This window comes from Rhodopseudomonas parapalustris, from assembly GCF_053772255.1.
Genome location: NZ_JAMKBZ010000002.1, coordinates 92484 through 113284 on the forward strand (window position 1 = coordinate 92484; position 20801 = coordinate 113284).

Annotated in this window: 19 protein-coding genes; 10 read left to right on the forward strand and 9 right to left on the reverse strand. The window is 66.7% G+C overall.

What is annotated here, in order from left to right:
- Positions 1–44 precede the first annotated feature (44 nt).
- Positions 45–1418: an FAD-dependent oxidoreductase gene (locus M9H71_RS02440; protein WP_455403526.1), complete on the forward strand. Its 1374-nt coding sequence runs from the start codon at positions 45–47 to the stop codon at positions 1416–1418.
- 89 nt (positions 1419–1507) lie between these two features.
- On the opposite strand, the gene M9H71_RS02445 is transcribed toward M9H71_RS02440, so the two are convergent.
- Genes M9H71_RS02445 through M9H71_RS02455 form a run of 3 tightly spaced genes read right to left on the reverse strand, consistent with a single transcriptional unit; the run spans position 1508 to position 4558 of the window.
- A complete protein-coding gene (locus M9H71_RS02445) occupies positions 1508–2371 on the reverse strand; it encodes an SDR family NAD(P)-dependent oxidoreductase (protein WP_455403527.1) in 864 nt (287 codons plus the stop codon).
- Positions 2372–2402: 31 nt separating this feature from the next.
- The gene (locus M9H71_RS02450; RefSeq protein WP_455403528.1) at positions 2403–3884 is read right to left on the reverse strand and encodes an amino acid permease; all 1482 of its coding nucleotides are present in this window, start codon (positions 3882–3884) and stop codon (positions 2403–2405) included.
- A gap of 38 nt (positions 3885–3922) precedes the next feature.
- The gene (locus tag M9H71_RS02455) at positions 3923–4558 is read right to left on the reverse strand and encodes a TetR/AcrR family transcriptional regulator (protein ID WP_455403529.1); all 636 of its coding nucleotides are present in this window, start codon (positions 4556–4558) and stop codon (positions 3923–3925) included.
- 140 nt (positions 4559–4698) lie between these two features.
- Between M9H71_RS02455 and M9H71_RS02460 the strand changes: the two genes are divergently transcribed.
- Positions 4699–6366: an isovaleryl-CoA dehydrogenase gene (locus M9H71_RS02460; RefSeq protein WP_455403530.1), complete on the forward strand. Its 1668-nt coding sequence runs from the start codon at positions 4699–4701 to the stop codon at positions 6364–6366.
- Between the two features lie 90 nt (positions 6367–6456).
- On the opposite strand, the gene M9H71_RS02465 is transcribed toward M9H71_RS02460, so the two are convergent.
- Positions 6457–7794: a S41 family peptidase gene (locus M9H71_RS02465; RefSeq protein ID WP_455403531.1), complete on the reverse strand. Its 1338-nt coding sequence runs from the start codon at positions 7792–7794 to the stop codon at positions 6457–6459.
- A 163-nt stretch (positions 7795–7957) separates the two neighbouring features.
- Complete coding sequence (locus M9H71_RS02470; RefSeq protein WP_455403532.1) at positions 7958–10759, reverse strand: [protein-PII] uridylyltransferase; 2802 nt, start codon at positions 10757–10759, stop codon at positions 7958–7960.
- Between the two features lie 212 nt (positions 10760–10971).
- Here M9H71_RS02470 and argJ point away from each other — a divergent pair, with 212 nt between their 5' ends.
- A complete protein-coding gene (gene argJ / locus M9H71_RS02475; RefSeq protein WP_455403533.1) occupies positions 10972–12213 on the forward strand; it encodes a bifunctional glutamate N-acetyltransferase/amino-acid acetyltransferase ArgJ in 1242 nt (413 codons plus the stop codon).
- Positions 12214–12397: 184 nt separating this feature from the next.
- Positions 12398–12799: a (deoxy)nucleoside triphosphate pyrophosphohydrolase gene (locus M9H71_RS02480; protein ID WP_011156162.1), complete on the forward strand. Its 402-nt coding sequence runs from the start codon at positions 12398–12400 to the stop codon at positions 12797–12799.
- A gap of 165 nt (positions 12800–12964) precedes the next feature.
- On the opposite strand, the gene M9H71_RS02485 is transcribed toward M9H71_RS02480, so the two are convergent.
- Positions 12965–13789 (reverse strand): methyltransferase domain-containing protein, encoded by an 825-nt coding sequence (locus M9H71_RS02485; protein ID WP_455403534.1) that lies wholly within the window; start codon positions 13787–13789, stop codon positions 12965–12967.
- Positions 13790–13818: 29 nt separating this feature from the next.
- On the reverse strand, positions 13819–14118 hold the full coding sequence (locus M9H71_RS02490; protein ID WP_455403535.1) for a hypothetical protein: 300 nt from the start codon (positions 14116–14118) through the stop codon (positions 13819–13821).
- Between the two features lie 98 nt (positions 14119–14216).
- Here M9H71_RS02490 and M9H71_RS02495 point away from each other — a divergent pair, with 98 nt between their 5' ends.
- The 5 genes from M9H71_RS02495 (at position 14217) to M9H71_RS02515 (ending at position 17246) form a co-directional block, all read left to right on the forward strand.
- Positions 14217–15014: a ComF family protein gene (locus M9H71_RS02495; protein WP_455403536.1), complete on the forward strand. Its 798-nt coding sequence runs from the start codon at positions 14217–14219 to the stop codon at positions 15012–15014.
- Positions 15015–15057: 43 nt separating this feature from the next.
- Positions 15058–15333 carry a glutaredoxin 3 gene (grxC, locus tag M9H71_RS02500; protein WP_455403537.1) on the forward strand — a complete coding sequence of 92 codons (276 nt, stop codon included), beginning with the start codon at positions 15058–15060 and terminating at the stop codon, positions 15331–15333.
- Positions 15330–16205 (forward strand): carbon-nitrogen hydrolase family protein, encoded by an 876-nt coding sequence (locus M9H71_RS02505; protein WP_230759757.1) that lies wholly within the window; start codon positions 15330–15332, stop codon positions 16203–16205. Before grxC ends, M9H71_RS02505 begins: the two co-directional genes overlap by 4 nt.
- On the forward strand, positions 16202–16696 hold the full coding sequence (locus M9H71_RS02510; RefSeq protein WP_455403538.1) for a DUF1178 family protein: 495 nt from the start codon (positions 16202–16204) through the stop codon (positions 16694–16696). Before M9H71_RS02505 ends, M9H71_RS02510 begins: the two co-directional genes overlap by 4 nt.
- A 112-nt stretch (positions 16697–16808) precedes the next feature.
- On the forward strand, positions 16809–17246 hold the full coding sequence (locus tag M9H71_RS02515; RefSeq protein WP_455403539.1) for an EamA family transporter: 438 nt from the start codon (positions 16809–16811) through the stop codon (positions 17244–17246).
- Here M9H71_RS02515 and M9H71_RS02520 read toward each other — a convergent pair whose 3' ends face one another.
- Together M9H71_RS02520 and ubiG are read right to left on the reverse strand one after the other, a co-directional pair.
- On the reverse strand, positions 17247–18146 hold the full coding sequence (locus M9H71_RS02520; RefSeq protein ID WP_455403540.1) for an EamA family transporter: 900 nt from the start codon (positions 18144–18146) through the stop codon (positions 17247–17249). It abuts the gene before it with no gap.
- A gap of 127 nt (positions 18147–18273) precedes the next feature.
- Positions 18274–19035 carry a bifunctional 2-polyprenyl-6-hydroxyphenol methylase/3-demethylubiquinol 3-O-methyltransferase UbiG gene (ubiG, locus tag M9H71_RS02525; RefSeq protein ID WP_164606819.1) on the reverse strand — a complete coding sequence of 254 codons (762 nt, stop codon included), beginning with the start codon at positions 19033–19035 and terminating at the stop codon, positions 18274–18276.
- A gap of 206 nt (positions 19036–19241) precedes the next feature.
- Between ubiG and M9H71_RS02530 the strand changes: the two genes are divergently transcribed.
- Positions 19242–20495, forward strand: coding sequence for an aspartate kinase (locus M9H71_RS02530; RefSeq protein WP_164606817.1), 1254 nt, complete (start codon positions 19242–19244; stop codon positions 20493–20495).
- Positions 20496–20801: the final 306 nt, after the last annotated feature.

Below are 20801 nucleotides of genomic sequence, written 5' to 3' on the forward strand. Positions count from 1 at the left end.
GCAGCCGCGCCCCCGAGCCGCTAGTCATAAGCGAGGTTATTTTGATGGACTCCACATGCGTCAACATCCCGGCTTGGGAAATCCGGCACCGGATCTCCCTTGATGAGGCCAGCTCGCTTCCGTGCCTTGCGGAGGTCGATGTTCTCGTCGTCGGCGGCGGCGCATCCGGCGTAGCTGCGGCCACCGTTGCCGCAGAGTCCAATTGCTCGACCATCTTGGTCGAGCGCTACGGATTTTGCGGCGGTGCCGCCGTCGCAGGACTATCGGGGACGATCTGCGGTCTGTTTCTGGCTAGCGAACAGAGCAAGCCGAAGCAGGTCGTCTTCGGGTTTTCCGAACGATTCAGATCCGAGCTTGCCAGACGCGGCGGCGTCACCCCGCCGCAGAAGTACGGCAAGACGTTCGTCGTCACCCATGATCCTCTCAAATGGCGCGAGACTGCCGATTCCCTGCTGACCGTCTCGGGCGTCAGGGTGCTGTTCCACACTGTCGTGGTCGCGGTGATCCTGGACGGCAATCGCCATCTCGGCGTGGTGATCGAGTCCAATGCCGGCCGCTCGGTGATCCTTGCCAAACGCACGATCGATGCATCCGGAGATGCCGCTGTCGTGGCCCGCGCCGGTCACCCGTGGCGGTTCGGCGATCAGGGCCGCATTCAGAACCCGACAATGTTCTTCCGACTCGGAGGCGTCGACGTCGACCGTTTCGTCGCACATTGGGGCGAAGACACGATCTCGCCGCCGGAGATCGTGGATGCGCTCACAGCGGCCGATCGAAGGAACTACGATCTTCCCCGGAAGAAGATCTGGATCTTTCCGACCACGCAGCCCGGCGAACTGCTTGTCAACGCGACCCGGCTGTCGGCGCGTGACGGCTCGATGCTCAACGTCATCAATCCGGAGGACTGGACCGTCGCCGAGATCGATGGCCGCCGCCAGGTTCGGGAATACGCAAGGTTTCTGGCGGCTCACGTGGAGGGGTGTGAACGCAGCTTCGTCATCGATACCGGCGTGGAGTGCGGCGTTCGGCAGACCCGCTCCATCGAGGGCCTTCAGACGTTGGCGAACGAGGACGTCGTCGCGGGGACCAAACGGCCGGATTCGATCTGCCGTTCCCCCTGGCCGATCGAGCTGCACGCCGGTGACAAGCCGAAGCTGCACTGGCTGCTGGACGACTACTACGATGTCCCGTTTGGAGCGCTCATCCCTGCGGCCGGCGAAAACATCGTCGTTGCGGGCCGCTGCCTGTCGGCCGAACACGAAGCTCTCGCCTCGGCGCGCGTGACTGCTCAGTGCTTCGAATACGGCCACGCCGCCGGCGTTGCCGCAGCCCTGTCGATCTCGGACGACACCCCGCTGCATCTGCTCGAGCCGGCTGCAATTGCCGAACGGATGAAGACAGCCGGCAGCGCTCTTTGATGCGGATGATCAACCAGACGTGGATGCCCGCGACGGGCGCGGGCATGACGGAGTGAGATGTCGATTGGCTATTAGTTGCGTTTCCTGTTCTATCCACTCAGCCCCGTCATCGTCTCACTAATCTCCCACAGCCGCCGGTTCGCTGCCGCATCGCGCGCCTGGGCCGGTGCGGGAATCGTCTTGCGGTTGGCGAAGTACGCGCCGCTGACGCCTTCCAGCTCTGGGGCATTGGCAAGATACAGCACGCGCTGGGCGGCACTCTCCGGCTTCGGGATCGCCCAGCCGCCGAGCTTGGCCAGCAGTTTCCAGAACAGACCCTGGGCGCCGTCGGTGCCGCCGAGATTGGACTTGAACACGCCGGGGAAGACGCAGTTCACGGTGACGCCGCTGCCTTCCAGCCGGCGCGCCAGTTCGAAGGTGAAGTGCAGATTGCCGAGCTTGGACTGGGCGTAGCCCTTCATCATGCCGTAGGGGCGTTTCTCCCAATTGAGGTCGTCGAAGTCGATCGCCGCGTCGATCCTTGTGCCGACATTGACGATCCGCGCCGGGGCGCTGGCTTTGATCAGATCGAGCAACAGATTGGTGAGCAGGAACGGGCCGAGGGCATTGATCGCGAAGGCGCGCTCGATGCCCTGCGGGCTCAGCCGCCGCTCGGCGAACGCGGTGCCGGCGTTGTTGATGAGCAGATGCAGCCGGTCGAAACGGTCGTGCACCGCCTGCGCCAACGCGCGGACCGAGATCTGATCGGCGAGGTCGGCGACGAACAGGTGCAGGTCTTGATTGCCGGTGGCGGCACGAATTTCTGCGACCGCCGCTTCGCCGCGGGTGCGGTCGCGCGCCACCAGGCCGACGCGGAGGCCATCGGACGCGAGCGCCTGTGCGACCGCTTTGCCGAGGCCGGAATTGGCGCCGGTGACCAGCGCGGTGCGTTTGTGGTCGGGGCTCGTACTCATCGGATGCCCTCCTGGCCGTGGTCCGCTGAGCTTAGCGCGCTGCGGGCTTGCTGTGATGACGGCCGTACAGGAAGTAGATCGAAAGTCCGATCGCCAGCCATACGGCCAGCCGGATCCAGGTATCGAGCGGTAGTCCGAGCATCAGGATGAACGACACGATCGCGCCGGCCGGCGCCACCAGCCAGATCGCCGGCGCCTTGAACGGGCGGTGCTGCTCCGGATGCTTGATCCGCAGCGCCAGCACGCCGATGCACACCACCGCGAACGCGAACAGCGTGCCGATGCTGACCAGTTCGCCGACCAATCCGATCGGCAGCACGCCGGCGAGGCAGCAGACCACGAGGCCGGTCGCGATGGTCGCAACGTAAGGGGTGCGGAAGCGCGGATGCGTGGCGGCGGCGCCCTTCGGCATCAGACCGTCATGCGCCATCGCGCGCAGCACACGGGTCTGGCCGAGCATCAAGACCAGGATCACCGAGGTCAGTCCGGTGACGACGCCGATCTTGACGATCGAGGACAGCCAGCCGATCCCGGCGGCGTCGATCCCGACCGCGATCGGATCGGGGACGTTGAGCCGGTCGTAGGGGACGATGCCGGTCAGCACGAAGGCCACCGCGACGTACAGCACGGTGCAGATCGCGAGCGAGCCGAGGATGCCGACCGGCATGTCCCGCTGCGGGTTCTTGGCCTCCTGGGCGGCGGTCGAGACCGCGTCGAAGCCGATGAAGGCGAAGAACACCACCGCGGCGCCGCGCAGCACGCCCGACCAGCCGAAGATGCCGGTCTCCTGCGCCGGCGGGACGAAGGCGCCGGCCGGATTGGCGGCCGTCACCCAATTGGCGGGAGTCACCATCGGCGCGGCGAAAATCAGAAACAGCGCGATCACCGTCAGCTTGATGGCGACGACGACGTTGTTGAAGCGCGCCGATTCCTGGATGCCGATCAGCAGCAGCGTCGAGATCGCGACGACGATCGCCATCGCCGGCAGATTGAGAAACGCGCCGGTGGTCGACCAGGCGCGGGTCGCGGCGTCGTAGGCCAGCGGCGCCGTGGTGAACTGTGGCGGCAGATGAACGCCGAAATTGCCGAGCAGGCTGACGAAATAACCGGACCAGCCGATCGCCACCGTGATGGCGCCGACCGCGTATTCCAGGATCAGGTCCCAGCCGATGATCCAGGCCACCAGCTCGCCGATCGTCGCATACGCATAGGTGTAGGCGCTGCCCGACACCGGCACGGTCGAGGCCATCTCGGCGTAGCACAGCCCGGCGAACGCGCAGGCGATCGCTCCGAGCAGGAACGACAGCGACACCGCCGGCCCGGCATTGGCGGCGGCGGCATGGCCGGTGAGCACGAAGATGCCGGCCCCGATGATGCCGCCGACCCCGAGCGCCACCAGATTGACCGCCGACAGCGACCGTTTCAGATGGCGTACCTCGCCGTCGGCGCCGTCCCCCAGCCCAGCATCGAGTTGCAGGCTGCTCAGCGATTTACGCGTCCAGATCTCGGCCACTCTCGTCCCCCATTCGCAGCGGCGGAACCCGCTCGATCTCAAGCGCGGCGACGGCCACCGGGTTCCATCGCGCCGGCTTTCGCCTCCGGCGGCATCATCGCCGCCAGACAGCCGAGCGCCGCCTGCGCCAGCTGGTGGCGGTACACCGCAAATTCGGCGGGCGGCATGCCCCGGATCAAAGCGTGGGCGAACATTCCGTACATCAGGCTGAAAACCGGCAACGCCGCTTCGGCGGCGGAACGGCCGGCGGGCCAGTCCGAGGCGCCTTCGAACAGCTCCTCCCATTCCTTCAGGAACAGGTCGTAGGCTTCGAGATAGTGGCTGCGCTCGCTCTTGTGCCGCTCCAGCATGAAATGCTGCGTCCATTCGCGCGGCGCCTGCGCGTAGATCTCGGCCTGGGCGGTGATCGCCGCGGTGACGCCGGTGGCGAGATCGTAGCTGCCGAGCGCGGCGCGGCGGCGCCGCAACGCCAGCAGCAGGTCCTTGGTGCGCAGATGCACGCAGGCCCGCGCTAGCTCGTCCTTGCTGGAGAAATATTCGTAGAAGGTGCCGAGCCCGACCCCGGCCACCAGCACGATCTCGCGGATCGTGACGGCACTGAACGGCTTTTCATCGAGAAGCCGAACAAACGCATCGCGGATCGCCCGCGAGGTCTCGTGCGAGCGCGACTGCACCGGCCTGCGCCTTGATTTTTCTAGTGTTTCCGCGCGCTTCGCCATCCAGGCCCAATCCGAACACCCGCTCGCGGCGGTCTGCCTATGATGCCTGCCGAACCATCGCAAGCGCCAGAGGCGCCGCTTCCGGGAGACCTGACATGCTCAACGCCGCCATCGCCGACGCCTATGGTGCCGTCACCCACGAGGTGATCAACCAGCCGGTCGAACTCGCCGACTACAATTTGTTCAGCGCTGACCGGCCACTGGTCGAGGCGGTGACGCGCGAGGGCGCCGAATGGGCCGCCAACGACATCGCTGATTTCGGCGCCCGGATCGGCGCCGCCGAGTATCTCGAGCTCGGCGCGCTCGCCAACCGGCACCTGCCGGAATTCGACACCCACGACCGCTACGGCCGCCGCACCGATCTGGTGCGCTTCCACCCCGCCTATCACCGCTTGATGCAGACTTCGATTGAGCAGGGCTTGCATTCCTCGCCGTGGACCGATCCGCGCAAGGGTGCGCATGTCGCCCGCGCGGCGCGGTTCTACCTGCACAGCCAGATCGAAGCCGGGCACGGCTGTCCAATCAGCATGACGTTCGCGGCGGTGCCGTGCATCAGCCTGCAGCCGGATGTCGCCAAGGTGTGGCTGCCGAAGATTCTGGCGCGCAGCTACGATGCGCGCAACGTGCCGGCCGAGCAGAAGCAGGGAATCACCATCGGCATGGCGATGACCGAGAAGCAGGGCGGTTCGGATGTCCGCGCCAACACCACCCGGGCGATCCCGGTCGGCGCCGGCGGGCCTGGCGGCGAATACGAGCTGGTCGGCCACAAGTTCTTCGTGTCGGCGCCGATGTGCGACGCCTTCCTGGTCCTGGCGCAGGCGCCGGGCGGGCTGTCGTGTTTCCTGGTGCCGCGCTGGAAGCCGGACGGCACCAAGAACCCGCTGCAGGTGCTGCGGCTGAAAAAGAAGATGGGCAACGCGTCCAATGCCTCCAGCGAAACCGAGCTGCGCGGCGCGCTCGGCTGGATGATTGGCCCCGAAGGTCGCGGCGTCGCCACCATCATCGAGATGGTGGCGATGACCAGGTTCGACTGCATGATCGGCTCGTCGGCGATCATGCGCGCGGCGCTGTCGCAGGCGATCGATCATTGCCGGCAGCGCAAGGCGTTCGGCAGGCTGCTGATCGACCAGCCGATCATGCAGAACGTGCTGGCGGACCTGGCGCTCGAAACCGAGGCGGCGCTGGCGCTGACGATGCGGATCGCCCGCGCGCTCGATCATCGTACCGATGAGCACGAGGCGCATCTGATCAGGATCGGGTCGGCGATCGGCAAATACTGGATCTGCAAGCGCACGCCGGGCGTCACCGCCGAGGCGATGGAGTGCATCGGCGGCTCCGGCGTGATGGAGGACGGGCCGATGCCGCGCCACTTCCGAGAAAGTCCGGTGAACGCGATCTGGGAAGGCTCGGGCAACGTGCAGTGCCTCGACGTGCTGAGGGCGATGACCCGGACGCCGGAGACGCTGCAGGCTTATTTCGCCGAGGTCGAGCAGGCCAAGGGTGCCGACGTTGAATTCGATCGCCATGTCGCGGCGCTGAAAGACGACATGCGGGATGCGTCGGACTTCGAGGAGCGGGCCCGCGATCTGGTCGACCGCCTCGCGGTCGGGCTGCAGGCCAGCGTGCTGATCCGCCACGCGCCGGACGAGGTCGCCGAAGCGTACTGCGCCTCACGTCTGGCGCAGCGCGGTGCGCATCACTACGGCGCGCTGCCCAAGGGCGTGAACTTCGCCGCGATCATCGACCGCGCCCGGCCGCGGTGAACATCCCGGTCACAAGAGCGGCCCCGCATTCATCCGTCGTGGCCGGGACGAGTCCGGCCACGACGCGCGGCTGGGTTATTGCGCCGGTCGTTACTTCGGCGCGGCGTCCTTCTTCAGCACCAGCGCCAGCGCGGCGTTGAGCTGGGCGTCTTCGGGCTTGCCGATCAGGTCGGCCTTGATCGGCGCCGAAGTCGCGGCCTTGATCTTGTCGTCGGCGGGCTCGCCGGGCTTCGGCGCCGGATTGGCGGCGGCGTCCGGCTTGCCGAGCTTGCCCGGATTGGCGATCGCGCCGTGCAGCGCGCTTTCGCGGATCAACGGGCCGCCGCTGATCTGCTGATCCTTCGGCGCTTCCTGGATCACGTCCGGCACGATGCCCTCGTCCTGGATCGAGCGGCCGGCCGGCGTGTAGTACAGCGCCGTGGTGAGGCGCACCGCGCCATGGCCCTTGATCGGAATCACCGTCTGCACCGAGCCCTTGCCGAAGCTGGTGGTGCCCATCACGGTGGCGCGCTTGCGGTCCTGCAGCGCGCCGGCGACGATCTCCGAGGCCGACGCCGAGGCACCGTTGATCAGCACCACAACCGGCACGCCGGGCAGCTTGTCGCCGCGCGACGGCGCCGAGAACACCCGCTGATCGTCGGACTGACGGCCGCGGATCGACACCACGGTGCCGCCGTTGAGCAGATCGCCGGCGACCGAAACCGCCGCGTTGAGCAGCCCGCCGGGATCGTTGCGCAGGTCGATCACCAGCCCCTTGAGGCCACCGTCCTTGGCGTCGCCCTTCAGCTTGGCGAGCGCGGCGGTGAAGCCCTCGGCGGTGTCCTGGCCGAATTGGCTGATGCGGATGTAGCCGACGCCGTCCGGTTTCATCTCCGACTTCACCGACGCGACCTTGATGATCTCGCGGGTCAGGGTGACGTCGAACGGGTCTTCCTTGCCGCGCAGGATGGTGATGGTGACCTTGGTGCCGGGCGTGCCGCGCAGCATGTCGACGACGCTGCGCAGGCTCATGCCCTGGGTGCTGGCGGTGCCGACCTTGATGATCAGGTCGCCCGGCTCCAGCTTGGCGCGCGCCGCCGGTGTGCCGTCGATCGGCGACACCACCCGCGGAATTCCGCCCTGGGCCGAAATCTGCATGCCGAGGCCGCCGAACTGGCCCGACATATCAGTCTGCATGTCCTTGAATTCCTTCTCGTCCATGTAGTCCGAGTGTGGATCGAGCCGGTTCAGCATGCCCTTCAGCGCATCCTTGGTCAGCTCGTCCGAGGCGATCGGGTGGACGTAGGCACGCTGTACCAGTTGGATCACGCCGCCGATCAGGTCGAGGTCGGCGGGCGCGGTCTGCTCGCGCTGCAGGGCGAGCGCGGAGACTACGGGAACCGCGACGATGCCGAGGACAGCAAGGGAGCGAACGACGACTTTGCGCATGGGCGAACTCATGTGAAGGGGCGGATAACGGCCGCCGAGGTGGCGTTGCGGAACCAGAACCGACCGCGGTCGCGATCGGTTCCTGCGAGGGGGACACCGGCGCCCGGATAGGACGCCTGATCAGATACGCGCGAAGCGGGCGCGATCAAGGCACGGGGGCCTTTCACGCGGCCGGCTTTTCGGCGGCGTCGCCGTTGGCGAGCAGGTGCACCAGCGCACGCTTGATCGCCGCCTGCCGGGTCGGAGCAGTGATCTGCGCACCTAACAAATCGGTCACGTAGAACACGTCACGGGCGCGCTCGCCGAAGGTCGCGACGTGCGCCGAGGCGATGTTGAGGTTGAGCTTCGAGATCGCGGTCGTGAGCTGATACAGCAGGCCGGGGCGGTCGAGGCCGCTGACTTCGATCACGGTGTAGCGATCGGACCAGTTGTTGTTGATGTCGACCTCGGGTTCGACCACGAAGGCGCGCAGCTTGGCCTTGCTGCCGGAGGTGGCGCGGCGCGCCACCGCTTCGGGCAGTCGCAGCTTGCCCTCCAGCACCTCTTCGATGGTCTCGCCGATCCGCGTGGCTCTGCGGCCCTCGTCCTCGTCGCGGTCGTATTCGCGGCTGATCGAGATGGTGTCGAGCGCGCGTCCGTCGGTGGTGGTGTAGATCTGGGCGTCGACGATGTTGGCATTGGCGGACGCGCAGGCGCCGGCGATCACCGACAGCAGCCACGGATGGTCGACGGCGAGGATCGTCAGTTCGGTGACGCCTCTGGCTTCGTCGAAGCCGACATTGATCGACAGCTTGTTGCCGGCCTGCTCGGAGGCGCGCAGGAAGCGGGCGTGGCGGATCTTGCGCTGCAGATCGACCTTCAGCCAGTACGCCGGGTAGTGCCGCGCCACATAGGCGTTGAGATCGGTTTCGGGCCATTCGGTGAAGGCGGCGCGGAACTCGGCCTGCGCGGAGCGGATGCGTTCGGCGCGGTTCACTTCCGAGAAGCCGCCGGTCAGCACCGGCTCGGTCTCGTAGTACAAGGTCCGGATGAGCTGCGCCTTCCAGCCGTTCCACACGCCCGGACCGACGCCGCGGATGTCGGCGGTGGTGAGGATGGTAAGCAGCTTCATCTGCTCGACGGTCTCGACCACCGCGGCGAAGTTCTCGATGGTCTTGCGGTCGGACAGATCGCGCGACTGCGCCACCGTGGACATGACCAGATGCTGCTCGATCAGCCACGCCACCAGCTCGGTGTCGGCGGCGCTGAAGCCGAACCGCGGGCACAGCCGCCGCGCCACCTTGGCGCCGGCGGTGGAGTGATCCTCGGGCTGGCCTTTGGCGATGTCGTGCAGCAGCACCGCGATGTACAGAACCACGCGATGATCGGGGCGAATCTTGCGCATCAGTTCGGACGACAGCATGAACTCGTCGTTGCCGCCGCGCTCGATCTCCTGAAGATTGCCGACGCAGCGCAAGAGGTGCTCGTCCACCGTGTAGCTGTGATACATGTTGAACTGCATCATCGACACGATGCGGCCGAAGGCGCGGATGAAGCGACCGAGCACGCCGGTCTCGTTCATCCGCCGCAGCACCGGCTCGGCGTTGTCGGACGTGAGAATTTCGACGAACAGCCGGTTGGCCTCGGGATCGTCGCGAAGCTGCGGCGTGATCAGCGACAGGGATCGCGTCACGATCCGCATCGCATCCGGGTGGAACGCGAGGCTGTTCTTCTGCGCCAGACGGAAGATCCGGATCAGATTGACCGGATCGTGCTTGAACACGTCCGGCACCGCCAGATTGATGCGGTTGTTGTCGATGACGAAATCGTCGCTCTCCGGCACCCGGCGGCGCTTGGCGGCGGGTCGCAGCCGCGCCATCATCCGGGTCAGCGCCGGCGCCGCCTTGGCCTGCTGGTCCTCCAGCTTGGCGCACAGGATCGCGGTCAGGTTGCCGACCTCCTTGGCGATCAGGAAGTAGTGCTTCATGAAGCGCTCGACGTCCTGCATCCCCGGATGCGAGGTGTAGCCGAGCCGCACTCCGATCTCGCGTTGCAGGTCGAACGACAGCCGGTCTTCGGGGCGCTTGGTCACGAAGTGGATGTTGCAGCGGACCGACCACAGGAAGTCTTCGCAGCGGCGGAAGGTGCGTAGCTCGGCCGGATCGAACACGCCGCGTTCGGACAGTTCGCTGGTCTCGCGCACCCGGTAGACGTATTTGGCGATCCAGAACAGCGTGTGCAGGTCGCGCAGGCCGCCCTTGCCGTCCTTGACGTTGGGCTCGACCAGGTAGCGCGACTGGCCGGAGCGGCGGTGGCGCTCCTCGCGCTCGGCCAGCTTGGCGGCGACGAATTCGGCCGCCGTGCCCTCGACCACCTCCTTGTCGAAGCGCTCGACCAGTTCGGCATACAGCGCCTCGTCGCCGGCCAGAAACCGCGTCTCCAGGATCGCGGTGCGAATCGTCATGTCGGCGCGGGCCTGGCGGATGCACTCGTCGACCGAGCGGGTGGCGTGGCCGACCTTCAGGCCAATGTCCCACAGGCAGTACAGGATGACTTCGGCGACCTGCTCGCCCCAGGCGGTCTGCTTGTAGGGCAGGATGAACAGCAGATCGATGTCGCTCTCCGGCGCCATCAGGCCGCGGCCGTAACCGCCGGTCGCCACCACCGTCATCCGCTCCGAGCTCGACGGCGTCGGGGATTTGTAGAGGTATTCGGTTGCTGAGCTGAACAGCAGCCGGATGATCGCATCCTGGACGAAGCACAGCCGCTCGGCGCAGCGCCTGCCGTGGCGGTCGCGCAGCAACTGCGCCTCGGCCTCGGTGCGGGCCTTGGCCAGTTCCGCCTTCATCAGCATCGCCAGCGCGGTGCGGAACGCCGCGTCGTTACCGGCGTGCTTCTCGGCCAGCGTTGCGATCTCGGCGGCGACCCGGGCGCTGTCGAAGCGCTCGTCGGCGGCGGGGAGGGAAGGTGACACGACTTTGTCCATGGCTGTTTCCGGATATCGGACGGCACCGCTGCTGTCACGGAATTCCGCGTCCGGCGGCGCCTCTGCTCCGGCCAGCATAGGCGCCCGCAACGGATTGTGACGATGGGATTTTCGTCAGGCTTCGCGAATTCTCCTTCTCATCGTCGCGAGCTTGTGAGAGAGGGGGACGCCGCTCCCGCGCCGGCGGGGGTACAACCTGCCGAAGGCGCATGATGTCCAGCAAAGTCTCCCCGCTCGCTCCCACCGACGTTCCCGCCATGCCGATGATCGCCGGCGTGCGCCTCGCGACCGCCGCGGCCGGCATCCGCTACAAGGGCCGCACCGACGTGCTGCTGGTCGAAATGGAGAAGGGCACCACGGTCGCCGGGGTGTTCACCACCTCCAAATGCGCCTCCGCGCCGGTGGAATGGTGCCGCGACAAGCTGAAGGGCGGCAGCGCCCGGGCGCTGGTGGTCAACTCGGGTAACGCCAACGCCTTCACCGGCAAGTCCGGCAAGCAGGCCACCACGCTGACCGCACAGCTCGCCGCCAAGGCGATCGGCTGCAAGCCGGCCGAAGTGTTCCTGGCTTCGACCGGCGTGATCGGCGAACCGCTCGACGCCACCAAGTTCGACGGCGTTCTCGATGCGCTGGCGCTTGACGCCGGCCCCGACGGCTGGATGGACGCCGCCAAGGCGATCATGACCACCGATACCTTCCCGAAGGTCGCGACCGCCACCGTCAAGCTCGGCAAAGCCAAGGTGACGATCAACGGCATGGCCAAGGGCGCCGGCATGATCGCGCCCGACATGGCGACGATGTTGTCGTTCATCTTCACCGATGCGCCGCTGTCGGCCTCCTGCCTGCAGGCGCTGCTCAAGGCCGGCGTCACCGACACTTTCAACGCCGTGACCATCGACGGCGATACCTCGACCTCCGATACGCTGCTGGCGTTTGCGACGGGGGCGGCGGCCGAAAACGGCGCGCCGAAGATTTCCCGCGCCTCGGACCCGCGGCTCAAGGCCTTCGTCAAGGCGTTCAACGCGGTACTGGCTGACCTGTCCGAACAGGTGGCGCGCGACGGCGAAGGCGCCCGCAAGCTCGTCGAGATCATCGTCGAGGGCGCCAAGACCAAGGTTTCGGCCCGCAAGATCGCGCTGTCGATCGCCAATTCGCCGCTGGTGAAGACCGCGATCGCCGGTGAGGACGCCAATTGGGGCCGGGTGGTGATGGCGGTGGGCAAGGCCGGCGAGCCGGCCGATCGCGACAAACTGTCGATCTCGTTCAACGGCATCCGCGTGGCGAAAGCCGGCGCGCGCGATCCGTCCTACAACGAGAAGGAAGTCTCGGCGCAGATGAAGAAGCCGGAAATCCAGATCAAGGTTGCGCTCGGTCTCGGCAAGGGCCGCGACCGCGTGCTGACCTGCGACCTGACCAAGGAATATGTCGCGATCAATGGTGATTACCGGTCGTGAATTCGATCGTGAGTAGCACGGCGCTATTTCTTTGTAGGCCGTCATCGCACGCGCATGCGGGCGACCCAGTACGCCGTGCCGCTCGTGGTTTTTCGCAAGCGCTCTGGAATACTGGGTGCCCCGCCTTCGCGGGGCATGACGTTGTGAATGGAGCGTGCGCCCTGCGCCACATTGGAGGCGCCGCATGAACCTCCTCCTCGTCGTCGCCGTGGCGTTGATCGATGCCGACAACCGCGTGCTGATCGCACAGCGGCCGAAGCACAAGCAGCTCGGCGGGCTGTGGGAGTTTCCCGGCGGCAAGCTCGATCCCGGCGAGCGGCCGGAGGCGGCGCTGATCCGCGAGCTCGACGAGGAGCTCGGCATCACCGTGAAGGAAGCCTGTCTGGCGCCGCTGACCTTCGCCAGCCATGCCTACGAGGACTTTCACCTCTTGATGCCGCTGTATGTCTGCCGGCGCTGGGAAGGCCTGGCGATGCCGCGCGAGGGCCAGGAGCTCGCCTGGGTTCGTGCCAATAAACTCCGCGACTACCCGATGCCGCCCGCGGACCTGCCGTTGATCCCGCCGCTGATCGAATTGCTGATGTGAAATCCGAAGCGTCATACGCGGGCTTGAGCCGCCTGCGGGGCCGAAGCCCCTTCGGCGCGGCGAAGGCCCGCGCATCCATCATCTTGCGAAGAGGGATGGATCGCCGGGTCGAGCCCGGCGATGACGGGGGCAACGGAGCAGCTTCGGTGCTCCACATCGCGTTCGTCAGCGCTTTCCCTTGATCGCTTCTTCCAAACTCGCTTTCGCCGAGCCCGGCTTCAGCGGCTGCTGCTGGCTTTCGTGCGGGGCCCAGCCGGACAGCCAGACGATTTCGAAGGTGGCGCGGATGCGGCCGTCGGGGTCACTGAAGCGGTCGGCGTAGATCTGCGCCACGCGGCCTAGCGTGGCGCGGCGCAGCGGCGTCTTGCGGCGCTCGATCAGCACATTGGTGGCGCCCATCCGCCGCAGGTCCTGCATCAACGCGAACGCGTGGTCGTAGCGCACCACGACGCGGTCGACGTCGGTGACCGGCAGCGCGAAGCCGGCGCGCTGCAATAGCGCGCCGAGGTCGCGCAGGTCGGCGGCGGGCGCGACGTGCGGCGACACCCCGCCTTCGATTTCGGCCTCGGCTTCGGCGAACGCCTGGCGCAGCTCGGTCAGCGTATCGCCGCCGGTCAGCGCGGCGAGCAGCAGGCCGTCGGGCTTGAGCGCGCGACGGACCTGCGCCAGCACGCCGGGCAGGTCGTTGGCGAATTGCAGCGCCAGCGCCGAGACCACGAGGTCGAGCGAGCCGGGCGCAAATGGCAGCGCTTCGCTGCCGGACGGATCGATGGCGATCGGCGTGCAATTCGCAAACCGCGGCAGCTTCAGCCCGCCGGGAGTCCAGAGGTCGGCGACGGCGGTGAAGTCGCGCAGTACGGCGTGCAGCCGCTCGTCGATCTCGTCGGCGACGCGTTCGAGCAGGAAGCTGGCGGGGCCGAGCAGGGCGGCGCGCTGCAGCCGCACGGCCAGCAAGGAGCGATCGAACAGGATCGGCGTGGAACCGTTCATGGCCAATTCGAAAGTCGTCCGCGTTGCGATCAGTTCAGCTTCGCCGCCGCAGAGGACGGCCCCTGCTGCGATGCCTCGAACATCTTCAGCACCGCGTCCAGCGCGTTGCGCAGGTGCTGCGCGCCGGCCTGGCTGCAGCGCAGCCGCGCCGTGGTGACGAATTTCACTTCGACCGAGCCGTCGGGAAGCGGGTTCAAGGTGCGCGCCGCGAGTTCGACCTCGACGCCGTTGGCGATCACCCCGTGCGCCGGAGCGATGTCGAAATACAGATGCGGCGCGGTCGGAATATCCAGATAGGTGACGTCGGACTTGTCGGTGGGCTCGGACACGGCAATCTCCCGGAGAAGGACTTCGGGTGTTGTGCGCTTTTTCCGAGGCCGGCACTACCCGGCCTTGACGGTTGTGGTGACGCCGATAGATTCGCGTAATGCGTGTGGAATTGGCCGGGAAGGCGCCGGGCGGCGCCGTGCTGCGTGGCCTCCGCCGGATCTGGGCCCGCGCCGCCGAGGCCGCGCTCGATCTGGCGCTGCCGACCCTGTGCGTCTCCTGCCGCGAGCCGGTCGCAGGTGACGGGCTGTGCGCCGAGTGCTGGGCGCAACTGTCGTTCATTGCTCCGCCATATTGCGAGAAGCTCGGAATTCCGTTCGTCTACGATCCGGGGCCCGGGATGCTGTCGATGCAGGCGATCGCCGATCCCCCGGCCTATGCGCGGGCCCGCGCGGCGGTACGTTACGACGAAATCGCCAAGGCTCTGGTGCACGGCCTCAAGTTCCACGACCGCACCGATCTGGCGCCGACCATGGGGCGGTGGATGGCGCATGCCGGGCATTCACTGCTGGCGGAGGCCGATCTCCTGGTGCCGGTGCCGCTGCATTGGCAGCGTAGCTTCTCGCGCCGCTACAACCAGTCCGGCGCGCTGGCGCAGGCGATCGGCCGGCATGCGCGCTTGCCGGTTGCGGTCGAGGCGCTGCAGCGGGTGCGGCCGACCGCGCATCAGATCGGGCTGTCGCGCAGCGAGCGCGCCGCCAATGTGCAGGGCGCCTTCAAAGTGGCCAAAGATCGCAGGGCCGAGATCCAGGGCCGGCGGATCGTGCTGGTCGATGACGTACTGACCTCGGGCGCCACAGTGGATGCCTGCGCCCGGGCTCTGCTGCGAGCGCGGGCGGCCTCGGTCGACGTGCTGGTTTTCGCGCGGGTTGTCGATACGGCGAAATCTCCCATATAATCCGCTTCTTGCGCCGATCTTTCGGCAACCGAACGGAGCCCTAATGCCCGCTGCGATCGAGATCTTCACCCGCCCCGGCTGCGGCTATTGCAGCGCCGCAAAATCGCTCCTCAACCGCAAGAAGGCGGCGTTCACCGAATACGACGTCTATGTCGATCCGGGCTATCGGGTGAAGATGGACGAGCGCGTCGGACCTGGCGCGACCTATCCGCAGATCTTCATCGGCGACTACCATGTCGGCGGCTGCGACGATCTCTACGCGCTCGACCGTGAGGGCAAGCTCGACGCGCTGCTCGCCGGCGATAAGGCGTCGTCATGACCGCGGTGGAGCCGTTCAACGCCGCCTTGGTGCAGATGCGCAGCGGGCTGGCGCCCGAGCCCAATCTCGAACAGGGCATCAGGCTGATCCGTGAGGCGGCCGCGGCCGGGGCCGACTACGTGCTCACCCCCGAGGTGAGCAACATGATGCAGCTCAATCGCGAAGCGTTGTTCGCCCAGCTCGCCGACCAGGACGGCGACGCCTCGCTGAAGGCGTATCGCGAACTGGCCCGCGAGCTGAACATCCATCTGCACATCGGCTCGCTGGCGCTGCGCGCCTCGCCGGACCGCGCGGTCAACCGCTCGTTCCTGATCGGTCCGGACGGCACGATCCTGGCGAGCTACGACAAGATCCACATGTTCGACATCGATCTCGGCAATGGCGAGAGCTATCGGGAGTCGGCGAACTATCAACCAGGCGAAACCGCGGTGATCGCCGATCTGCCATGGGGCCGGATCGGGCTGACGATCTGCTACGACGTGCGCTTTCCGGCGCTGTACCGCGCGCTCGCCGAAGCCGGCGCGTCGTTTCTCAGCGTGCCGGCGGCATTCACCAAGCCGACCGGCGAGGCGCATTGGCATGTCCTGCTGCGCGCCCGCGCGATCGAGAACGGCTGCTTCGTGTTCGCCGCCGCGCAAGGCGGGTTGCACGAGAACAAGCGCGAGACCTTCGGTCATTCGCTGATCATCGATCCGTGGGGCGTGGTACTGGCGGAAGGCGGCATCGAGCCCGGCTTCATCATGGCGCGGATCGATCCGGCCGAGGTGACGAAGGCGCGCGGCAAGATCCCGTCGCTGCAGCATGGCCGCCGCTTCACCGTCGCCGATCCCAATGCCGGTCCCGGCCATCTGCATCTGGTCCAGCCGTCATGATCCGCTACAGCCTGCGCTGCGACAAAGGCCATGTGTTCGAAAGCTGGTTTCAGAGCTCGTCGGCCTATGAGTCCCAGGTTCGGCGCAAGCTGGTGAGCTGCCCGCGCTGCGATTCGGTGAAGGTCGAAAAGGCGATCATGGCGCCGCAGATCGTCGGGAAGAAGGGCCGCGGGCGGGCGCCGGAGCCGGTCGCCGCCGAACCCGCCGCGACCAATCTTCCGGCCGAGACCGCTTCCGCAGATTCGCCGACGCCGCTTCTGATGGCGCAGGAGCGCGAGCTGCGCGCCAAGCTGAAGGAATTGCGCGACCACATCGTCAAGACCGCCGACAATGTCGGCGACCGCTTCCCCGATCAGGCCCGCGCGATGCATTACGGCGATATTGAACACCGCCCGATCTACGGCGAAGCCTCCCCGACCGAGGCCAAGGCGCTGATCGACGAAGGCATCGAAGTGGCGCCGCTGCCGGTGCTGCCGGACGACCGGAACTAACCGCAATGAGGTGCGCTTCTCGCCAGGAAGGCGCGCGACTTAACTTCTCCCCGCAAGGGCGGGGCGAGGGAGTTCGCTGCCGATGTGGCGAGCGTAACCAACGACTTTGCTCATGAACCCCGATACCCTGCTCTCCTGGCAATTCTGGGCGATCCTGTCGGCGGTGTTCGCCGCGCTGACGGCGATTTTTGCCAAGGTTGGCGTGGCGGACATCAATTCGGATCTCGCCACTTTCATCCGCACCGTGGTTGTTCTGGTGGCGCTCGGCGGGCTGCTGGCGGCCACCGGCAAGCTCGTCGCGGACGGGCCGATCAGCGTCAAAACCTGGACGTTCCTGATTTTGTCGGGGCTGTGCACCGGAGCGTCGTGGCTGTGCTACTTCCGGGCGCTGAAGCTCGGCCCGGCCAGCCTGGTGGCGCCGATCGACAAGCTCAGCGTGGTGCTGGTGGTGCTGTTCGGCGTGCTGTTTCTCGGCGAAAAGCCGTCCGGCACCGAATGGATCGGGATCGCGCTGATCGCCGCCGGCGCCGTGATCATCGCGCTGAAGTAATTAGACCGCGACCAGCAGCGCGACGCCGAGCACGATCAGCACGATACCGACGATCTCGCGCAGCGCTACCGGCTGCTTGAACGAGTAGTACGCCACAGCCTGGGCGAACAGCACCTCGATCAACGCCAGGGTGCGGACGTTGGCGGCGGCGGTGAGCGCAAATGCCAGAAACCAGAATTGCGAGGCGGCGGCGCCGACGAAGCCGGCCAGCATCGACGGCCGCCATAGCCGCAGGATGTCGCGCAGCACCTGAGGCGCCCGCGCCAGCAGATAGATCGTCAGCACCAGAGTCTGCACGCCGAGCGCGAACACCAGGGTGAAGGTCGCGGCGGTGACGAAGGTGACGTCCGGCACCACGATGATCGCGCCGCGAAACCCGACCGCCGACAGCGCGAAGGCCGCCGCCGCGCTCAGCCCGAGCAGTGTCGGCCGCAGACTGACGAGGCCGCGGGCCGCGCCCGGCCGCAGTGCGGTGACCACGACGCCGACGGTGGCGATCAAAATCGCCACCACCTTCCACAGGTTCAGGTTATCGCCGAGGAACACGAAGCCGAAGATCGCGGTCTGGATCGCCTCGGTCTTCAGATAGGCGGTGGTGACGACGAAGGAGCGCTCGTTCATCGCCGCCAGCATCATGCCGGTCGCGGCGATCTGCGACAGCGCGCCGAGCAGCAGCCACGGCCAGAACTCGAGGCCCGGCGACGGCATCGCGTCGCCGGTCGCCACCATCACGCCAGCGAAGAACAGCAGCGAGAACGGGAAGCCGAACAGGAAGCGGATATTGGTGGCGCCCCAGGTGCCGAGCGGCCCGGTCAGCGAGCGCTGCATCGCATTGCGCGCGACCTGACCGGCCGCGGCGACGAGCGTGAAGGGAATCCAGAGCGAAGCGACGGTGAACATGGCGATGGCGGCAGGAGGGACGCTGCAGCCTCGGCGATCCGGTCCGCAGCGGTCAACCGGACCCGGATCATGCCTGCATTGCGAGGACTCGCGCGCGCCGCAGGGATCGGCGCGCGGTCGTCCAGACTTACGGCGCCGGCTCGGCGACCATCATGTAGTTCACGTCCATGTCGGGCGACAGCTTCCAGCGGTCGGCCAGCGGATTGAACACCAGGCCGGACTGCTCGGTGACGGTCAGTTTCAGCCGGTTGAGGTGCTGCTCCAGTTCGGCGGGAGTGACGAACTTGTCCCACTGATGGGTGCCGCGCGGCAGCCAGCGCATCACATATTCGGCGCCGACGATCGCCAGCGCAAAGCTCTTCCAATTGCGGTTCAGCGTCGCCACCACCATGATGCCGGTCGGCTTCACCAGCGCGGCGCAGCGCGCCAGGAAGGCGCCGACGTCGGTGACGTGCTCGATCACCTCCATCGCCAGCACGATGTCGAATCGCTCACGCGGGTCGATTTCCTCGACCATGATGTTGCGGTAGTCGATCGCCAGATGCGACTTGTCGGCGTGCAGCTTGGCGGCGGCGATATTGGTGGCCGAGGGGTCGATTCCGATCACCTGGGCGCCGAGCCGGGTGAACGGCTCGCACAGCAGCCCGGCACCGCAGCCGATGTCCAGCATCCGCAGCCCCTCGAGGCAGCTCAGGCTCTTGGCGTTACGCTCGAATTTGCGGCAGGCGGCATCGCGGATGAAGCTGATCCGCAGCGGGTTGATCCGGTGCAGCGGTGCCATCCGCCCCGTGGGGTCCCACCATTCGGCCGACAGTTTGGAGAATTTCGCGATCTCGGCCGGATCGACGGTCGAGGCCGGCTGGCCGGAGGAGTCGGGTTGCAGTGCCATGGGGTGCGCGGTGCTCCTCAGTGTCCGTGCCGTTGTGTCCGTGCCGTTCGCCCCGGCAAATGCTCGGAGCGGGCGGCGCCTGTTCCGTGGCCGCAATGCGCTTGCTTGCCCGAAACCTCGACGCTGTGTATACGCGCCACGCGGCTTCCGCGCGGCGGATTCCGCGTCATCAATACTCGTTGTCTGCAAGGATTGCACTATTCGTCATGGGCCGGCTGGTGATGAAATTCGGCGGCACGTCCGTCGCCAATATCGAGCGCATCCAGAACGTCGCGCGCCATGTCAAACGCGAGGTCGATGCCGGTCATGAGGTTGCGGTGGTGGTGTCGGCGATGTCCGGCAAGACCAACGAGCTGGTGGCCTGGTGCACCGAAGCCTCGCCGATGCACGACGCTCGCGAATACGATGCGGTGGTGGCGTCTGGCGAACAGGTGACGTCCGGGCTTCTTGCGATTGCATTGCAGTCGCTCGGCGTCCAGGCGCGGTCCTGGCAAGGCTGGCAGATCCCGATCCGCACCAGCGACGCGCACGCTTCGGCCCGCATCGTCGAGATCGACGGCAGCGAGATCATCAAGCGGTTTGCCGAGCGCAAGGAAGTGGCGGTGATCGCCGGTTTCCAGGGCATTCATGCCGAAACCGGCCGGATCACCACGCTCGGCCGCGGCGGCTCCGACACCTCTGCGGTGGCGATCGCGGCGGCGCTGAAGGCCGACCGCTGCGACATCTACACCGATGTCGACGGCGTCTACACCACCGACCCGCGGGTGGTGCCGAAGGCGCGCCGGCTCGACAAAGTGTCGTTCGAAGAGATGCTGGAACTGGCCTCGCTCGGCGCCAAGGTGCTGCAGGTCCGCTCGGTCGAGCTCGGCATGGTGCACAACATGCCGATCTTCGTCCGCTCCAGTTTCGACAAGCCCGAAGATATCGATCCGCACGGCACGCCGCCGGGCACGCTGATCAGCAGCGAGGAGGACTCCATGGAGAACCACGTCGTCACCGGCATCGCCTTTTCCAAGGACGAGGCGCAGATCTCGGTGCGCCGGATCGAGGACAAGCCGGGCGTGGCGGCGTCGATCTTCGGGCCGCTGGCCGATGCCAATATCAACGTCGATATGATCGTGCAGAACGTCTCCGAAGACGGCAAGACCACCGACCTGACCTTCACGGTGCCGGCTTCCGACTTCGCCCGCGCCAAGCAGACCATCACGTCGGCGCAGGACAAGATCGGTTATGCCCGCTTCGACAGCGAGACCGACGTCGCCAAGGTGTCGGTGATCGGCTCGGGCATGCGCAGCCATGCGGGTGTTGCCGCCCAGGCGTTCGCCGCGCTCGCGGCCCGCAACATCAACATCCGCGCCATCACCACCTCGGAGATCAAGTTCTCGGTGCTGATCGATGCCGCCTACACCGAGCTGGCGGTGCGGACGCTGCATACGCTCTACGGACTCGATCAAGTTTAGGACAATTTTTCGGTGATTTAAGAGCGCGCCCGGCGGCTGTCGTCGGGTGCGGCTTGGCAGGCGTTTTGCTTGGCAAATCAAGCGTCAATTCGCTATACGGCCTGAACGGCGCGGCGCGCTGACGGGCCGGTTGGCAAAGCCGGTGATGTTGCGTTGCGAAGGCGCGGCGGCGGGTCTCCGCGGCCATGTCCCGCGTCGCGTTCGTGTGTGCGTTTGCGCTGGGGCCGAGGTGATCGGCTTGGCCATAACGGCGCCGGACGGTGATTGTCTTTAGAGCTTTTCCGCTGGCGCTGCCGCGCGCCGGAG

Coding starts and splice junctions, on each gene's coding strand:
- M9H71_RS02515 (WP_455403539.1), top strand. CDS start 16,809: ATGAACCCCGATACCCTGCTCTCCTGGCAATTCTGGGCGATCCTGTCG.
- M9H71_RS02465 (WP_455403531.1), bottom strand. CDS start 7,794: ATGCGCAAAGTCGTCGTTCGCTCCCTTGCTGTCCTCGGCATCGTCGCG.
- M9H71_RS02530 (WP_164606817.1), top strand. CDS start 19,242: ATGGGCCGGCTGGTGATGAAATTCGGCGGCACGTCCGTCGCCAATATC.
- M9H71_RS02485 (WP_455403534.1), bottom strand. CDS start 13,789: ATGAACGGTTCCACGCCGATCCTGTTCGATCGCTCCTTGCTGGCCGTG.
- ubiG (WP_164606819.1), bottom strand. CDS start 19,035: ATGGCACTGCAACCCGACTCCTCCGGCCAGCCGGCCTCGACCGTCGAT.
- M9H71_RS02460 (WP_455403530.1), top strand. CDS start 4,699: ATGCTCAACGCCGCCATCGCCGACGCCTATGGTGCCGTCACCCACGAG.
- M9H71_RS02510 (WP_455403538.1), top strand. CDS start 16,202: ATGATCCGCTACAGCCTGCGCTGCGACAAAGGCCATGTGTTCGAAAGC.
- M9H71_RS02440 (WP_455403526.1), top strand. CDS start 45: ATGGACTCCACATGCGTCAACATCCCGGCTTGGGAAATCCGGCACCGG.
- M9H71_RS02480 (WP_011156162.1), top strand. CDS start 12,398: ATGAACCTCCTCCTCGTCGTCGCCGTGGCGTTGATCGATGCCGACAAC.
- grxC (WP_455403537.1), top strand. CDS start 15,058: ATGCCCGCTGCGATCGAGATCTTCACCCGCCCCGGCTGCGGCTATTGC.
- M9H71_RS02470 (WP_455403532.1), bottom strand. CDS start 10,759: ATGGACAAAGTCGTGTCACCTTCCCTCCCCGCCGCCGACGAGCGCTTC.
- M9H71_RS02520 (WP_455403540.1), bottom strand. CDS start 18,146: ATGTTCACCGTCGCTTCGCTCTGGATTCCCTTCACGCTCGTCGCCGCG.
- argJ (WP_455403533.1), top strand. CDS start 10,972: ATGTCCAGCAAAGTCTCCCCGCTCGCTCCCACCGACGTTCCCGCCATG.
- M9H71_RS02445 (WP_455403527.1), bottom strand. CDS start 2,371: ATGAGTACGAGCCCCGACCACAAACGCACCGCGCTGGTCACCGGCGCC.
- M9H71_RS02505 (WP_230759757.1), top strand. CDS start 15,330: ATGACCGCGGTGGAGCCGTTCAACGCCGCCTTGGTGCAGATGCGCAGC.
- M9H71_RS02495 (WP_455403536.1), top strand. CDS start 14,217: ATGCGTGTGGAATTGGCCGGGAAGGCGCCGGGCGGCGCCGTGCTGCGT.